The organism is Desulfovibrio sp. (assembly GCF_018379785.1).
Classification (GTDB): domain Bacteria; phylum Desulfobacterota; class Desulfovibrionia; order Desulfovibrionales; family Desulfovibrionaceae; genus Desulfovibrio.
In genome coordinates this window covers 1-5,106 of sequence record NZ_JAGZUV010000112.1, presented here as the reverse complement: position 1 = coordinate 5,106, position 5,106 = coordinate 1, and the positions used below count along the sequence as shown (strand labels likewise).

General features: G+C 55.8%; 4 protein-coding genes and 1 pseudogene. 3 read left to right on the top strand and 2 right to left on the bottom strand.

Annotated elements, in window-relative coordinates; translation table 11 throughout:
• Positions 1–1,395 (bottom strand): methyl-accepting chemotaxis protein (locus tag KH208_RS15150; protein WP_291437685.1); only part of this gene is annotated, 1,395 nt, incomplete at its 3' end.
• A gap of 1,050 nt (positions 1,396–2,445) precedes the next feature.
• On the opposite strand from KH208_RS15150, the gene KH208_RS15145 reads away from it, so the two are divergent.
• Genes KH208_RS15145 through KH208_RS15135 form a run of 3 tightly spaced genes read left to right on the top strand, consistent with a single transcriptional unit; the run spans position 2,446 to position 4,668 of the window.
• Positions 2,446–3,636 (top strand): DUF3440 domain-containing protein, encoded by a 1,191-nt coding sequence (locus KH208_RS15145; RefSeq protein WP_291437683.1) that lies wholly within the window; start codon positions 2,446–2,448, stop codon positions 3,634–3,636.
• Positions 3,636–4,055, top strand: a complete 420-nt coding sequence (locus KH208_RS15140; protein ID WP_291437681.1) for a hypothetical protein — start codon at positions 3,636–3,638, stop codon at positions 4,053–4,055. Before KH208_RS15145 ends, KH208_RS15140 begins: the two co-directional genes overlap by 1 nt.
• Complete coding sequence (locus KH208_RS15135; RefSeq protein ID WP_291437680.1) at positions 4,045–4,668, top strand: ParB/RepB/Spo0J family partition protein; 624 nt, start codon at positions 4,045–4,047, stop codon at positions 4,666–4,668. The genes KH208_RS15140 and KH208_RS15135 overlap by 11 nt, the downstream gene beginning before the upstream one ends.
• A gap of 191 nt (positions 4,669–4,859) precedes the next feature.
• On the opposite strand, the pseudogene KH208_RS15130 reads toward KH208_RS15135, so the two are convergent.
• A pseudogene (locus KH208_RS15130) lies at positions 4,860–5,106 on the bottom strand (methyl-accepting chemotaxis protein); the annotation flags it as partial.

Genomic DNA, 5,106 nt, shown 5'->3' with positions numbered 1-5,106 from the left:
GCCCACGTCGTTGGTGGAGGCCATGGTCTTTTCAGCCAGCTTGCGCACCTCGTCGGCCACCACGGCGAAGCCGCGTCCTGCCTCGCCCGCGCGGGCCGCTTCAATGGCCGCGTTGAGGGCCAGGAGGTTGGTCTGGTCCGCGATGTCCGAGATCACATTCATGATCCGGGTGATGTCCTGGGCGTGCTCGTTAAGCTGGACCATATCCCCCTTGAGTTCCAGGGACATCTGATGGACCTGCTCGATGCTCTGCACGGCCTTTGCCACCACTTCGGCTCCGGCCTCGGCCTTCTGCTTGGTTTCAGCGGAGGCGGCGGAGGCGGACCCCGCATTCCTGGCCACTTCCTGGACAGTGGCGTTCATTTCGTTCATGGCTGTGGCCGCCTCGGACAGGCGCTGGGCTGACTCGGCCGCGCCCCGGTCGGACTGTTCGATCTGGGCGGAAAGCTCGGTGGAAGCGGAGGAGACCACGCCGCCCACCTGTTCCAGCTTGTCGGCGGCCACCAGCATGGCCTCGGTTTTGGCGCGGGCTTCCTTGCTCGCCGCTTCGGCCTGCTGCATGGCTTCCTGGGCTTTGCGGGACTGCTCCCTGGCGTTTTCCGACTCGCGCTGGGCGTTGTCGATATGGGTCTTCAAGGCGTTGACCATTTCCACAATGGCCCCGTAAACGCCCATTTTTTTGCCGCCGTCGTCGACGTCGTAGTCGCCGTCCACCACTCGATGGGCGATATTGTTCAGTTCGCCGGGATCCTTGCCGAGCTGGCGCACGGTATTGCGCACGATCAGAAAGGTCAGTACCACGGCGATGAGAATAGCCAGCACGGTCAGGGTGGTGCCGATCATATTGCTGTTTTCGTACATGGCGTCGCCTTGGGCGCTCATGGTCTCGGCGTTGTTTTTGGCCGCAACGGAAAGGGCTGTGAGCTTGTCGCTCAACTCGCGGTAAACTGTCTCCGAATTGCCGAGCATAAGGGCTTTTGCCTTTTCCTGTTCATCCCGCCGGGAGATGTCCAGCAGATTTTTTGAAATATCAAAAAAGATCTTCTGCGCCGCATTGACCTCTGTCAGAGCTTTTTTGACGGCTGCCATCTTTACGCGGTTGGTCAGTTCGGAGAGGTAGGAATCAATTTTCTCCTTCCAGTCCGCCATCGCTTTTTCATTCCGCTCCCTGTAGGCCGGGTCCGGATTGAGAACATACCGGGTTTCCGCGATGCGGTATTCCGATACGTCATTGTTCAGCTTGCCCGCCAGATCAATGACCGGAATATTTCGCCCCGCCAGGATGGTGGACATCTGATTGACGCTCTTCATCTGCACCAGCAGATAGATCGCCAGAATGGCGATCAGTACGGCCAATGCGCCCATGCTGAACGAAATTTTCGCAGACAGTTTCATGCCGAATCTCCTTCCTTGAAGTATGTGTGTGCCCCGCCGTTGATCGGACGCGCCTGTATCCTTAAAATGCAAAAAGAGTTGCATTCCTCCTGAGATGAGGAATGCAACTCTTTAGAAAATATACGAAAAAAGACCCGCTTCGCTCAGCGGTTCAGTCTCTCTCTCTCTCTCTCTCTCTCTCTCTCTCTCTCTCTCTCTCTCTCAGCCCACACGCGGCCGCCGTAAGCGGCGCGGTAAAAGAACGGGCGGTGGACAAGCTGCTCATGACGTTATCCGGCGTATAAAGCCTGTTTTTTATATTTTATAGCGGTGGATAGCCACCTGGAATCGCATTCCGCACTGTTGTCACATTTTTACATATTTTGCTTAATCGGCTGTGAAATATTTTTCTTTATATTTCTCTGGAAATCAAGATGACGAAAAATATTTTCCTCAGGCATAATAGAAATAACCTACTAAAATTTTTATAAAAATAGCCTGTTTCGATTTGGGGATTTCACCTCCGGCGGTGCGGCGCACAGCCGGGAGGAGGCGGCTGGAGCCATTCGCGCTGGCCGTGATGCCCGGGGCGGGAGCGAATGGGGGATCTGGGTATAATAGGGAGCATCGCCGGTATGCCTGTAACGTTATATTGTTAAATTAAAAAATATGTTCTATATTATTTGAAATAGTATATCTAATTGTTAATAGCTGTTATGGTTATAGTATGTAATTATTGCTCTTGTTTTATGTAGCAACATATGCTCAATTTTATTGGAATAATGAGTTGTGCTTTATTGTATATTGAAGGTTCCAGTCGGCTTGACCGACAATAAAAATTAAAGATGATCTATTTAATTGACGACTGCAATCCTGGGATAACTGCTTATGTCTCCTGTAATGCACAGCTTAAATTTTTTTTTGAGCCTGGAATGGAAATCAGCATAGGGTATTATGGCGGAGAATGCCTCCGCAATGATCGAGTTCGCCTGTTTTCGCAAAGGGCGCATCGTGAAAGGCATCTGATGCCGCGCGGCATCTCTCGCGCAGGCGGTTCGTGGAGTTGATTGCATGAAGCATTTCCTTGGGATGGACGTGTTTGCCGCGGCGCGTCTGCGGCTTGAGGAGATCTTTGACAGTTTTGAGCGCGTGTATGTTTCGTTCTCCGGAGGCAAGGACTCCGGGGTTGTCGTTCAGTACGCCCTGGAGATCGCCCGGGAGAAAGGGCGGCTCCCCTTGGACGTGCTGCATGTCGATCTGGAAGCCTGGTATGCGCACACCGACGCTTTCGTCACACGCATCATGACCAGGCCTGACGTTCGTCCGCACTGGATTTGCCTGCCCATTCATCTGCGAAACTCGGTTTCCCAGATTCAGCCGCATTGGTTGTGCTGGGATCCTGGTGCGCGGGAGCTGTGGGTCCGTGAGCTCCCCGTGCATCCGGGGGTGATCGCGCGTGAGGACCATTTCCCCTGGTTCAGGCGAGGCATGGAGTTTGAAGAATTTACGCCCCTGTTTGCAAAGCATTTCGCGCAGGGGCGCTCCTGTGCTTCCATTGTGGCCATTCGCAGTGATGAATCCCTGAACCGTTTTCGTACCATTGCGTCTTCGACCAAGCAGCGATGGAACGGAAGAAGCTGGAGCACTGTAACGCCTTCGGGCGTTGTCAATACATACCCGATATATGACTGGCGCACGGAAGATATCTGGACGGCCACGGGCAGAAAGGGATGGGACTACAACCGGATTTACGACCTTATGCACTTGGCCGGAGTCGGCATCCATCAGATGCGTCTTTGCCAGCCCTATGGCGACGACCAGCGAAAGGGGCTCTGGCTCTTTAAAATGCTGGAGCCGGAGACGTGGGCAAGACTTGTCGGGCGGGTGGAAGGGGCAAACTTCGGCAACCGTTATGTGGAGCGATCGGGAAACGTGCTTGGAAATTTTCATATCCATCTTCCGCAGGGGCATACTTGGCAAAGTTACGCGGAATTTCTGCTTGAGACCATGCCTCCCCCCACGGCCGCGCACTACCGGAAAAAAATCAATACCTTTCTCAGATGGTGGGCGAAGCACGGCGTTGAGGAGATTCCGCAGGAATCCGATGCGCAACAAGAGAGACTCCGCAAGGCTCCAAGCTGGCGGCGGATCTGCAAGACCTTGCTGAAGAATGACTACTGGTGCAAAGGATTAAGTTTTTCCCAGACAAAGCGCGAAATGGAACGGCAGGCTCAACTGATTATGAAATATATGGTGCTGTGATGGAACTTCTGGAATTTACTCATAATGAAGATCCGCTAAGGAACCGTGAACTGTTCGGATTGCTGGGCGAGTACATAGCAAGCCCGGCAATCCGTGAGGCATTGGGCGGCGTCATCAGCTCCGAGCCGGGACGCCGCTGGTTTATTATGATGGAAGACGAGACGCGGGTTGTGGCTTTCGGCTCGATGCGCCGCAGGCGAACGGCGGCCTGTCTCCTTCATTTATACGCGCTGGAGGGAGAAGCGGACATTCCCATCCTGGAACGCTGCATTCAGCAGGCGCGGGAAGCAGGCGCGGATCGCCTGGTAACTGCGGATTACTGGACGCGCCGGGAGTTTTATTTCCGCCATGGATTCAGCTCTGTCTGCAAAGTCGGGCGGTTCGTGCGCTTTAAAAAGGAATTCGAGCATGGAAATTGATGAACTTCTGACCAAACTTGCGCGGGCCCTTGAGGCCGAGAAGGCCGACCTGGACAGGCGCGTCGCGGTGTATAACCGTATTGTCGCTTTGGCTTCGGCCTACCTGAATATACCCCACCCGGTGACGTGCCCGCAGCTCGTTCACGTTGAGCAGGTCCGGGGCAATGCGTACAACCCGAACAAAGTCGCCCCCCCGGAAATGCGGCTGCTCACCCTGTCCATTGAAAAGGACGGCCTGACCATGCCGGTCGTGGTGGCGGACGACAAAAAGGGCTGGGTCGTCGTGGACGGCTTTCACAGGCGGCAGGTGGTGAAGACGAAAGCGAATGTCCGGCGGAGTCTCGGGGGCTATCTCCCGATAGTCCGCCTTAACAAGAACCTTGAGGACCGCATCACGTCCACCGTGCGCCATAATATGGCCCGTGGCGCGCATCAGGTGGAATTGACGGCAAAACTTGTGACGCTGCTCCGCAGGCATAACTGGACGAATGAGCGGATCGGCAAGGAACTCGGCATGGACCCGGATGAGGTGTTGCGGCTGAAACAGATGCAGGGACTGGCCGAGGCTTTTTCCAACCGGGAATTTTCACGGGCATGGGATGTGGACGCCTGAGCTGAAGCGGACAGTCCGGGAGGATTATCCGCGTTCTCTCTGAAGGGTGGGGCCGTGCCGCCAATACCGGCTCATGAGTACGGCGCGCCCCGTTGTCCGTCGGGGCGCGCCTGGGAATAGGCGCGTGTTGTCCAAACGCGCCCGCGCGCGACCGGGGAGGAGATGCGCTGCCCCCGGCCGCAACGATGTCGTTAGGCTTCTTTCAATTCCTGGATCAGATCCGTAAGGCCCTGGGCCTGGGCGGCCAGGTCGGAGACGGCCTTGGCGGCCTCTGCCATGGCCTCGGCGGTCTGTCTGGACATGTCGTTGACCTGGACGATGGACTGGTTGATCTCCTCACTGGCGGCGGACTGCTCCTCGCTGGCCGTGGCAATGGCATTGACCTGGTCCGCCGTGGCTTCCACGGTGGCCACGATTTCCTGCAGGGCCGCGCCGGAT

Coding starts and splice junctions, on each gene's coding strand:
- KH208_RS15145 (WP_291437683.1), top strand. CDS start 2,446: ATGAAGCATTTCCTTGGGATGGACGTGTTTGCCGCGGCGCGTCTGCGG.
- KH208_RS15140 (WP_291437681.1), top strand. CDS start 3,636: ATGGAACTTCTGGAATTTACTCATAATGAAGATCCGCTAAGGAACCGT.
- KH208_RS15135 (WP_291437680.1), top strand. CDS start 4,045: ATGGAAATTGATGAACTTCTGACCAAACTTGCGCGGGCCCTTGAGGCC.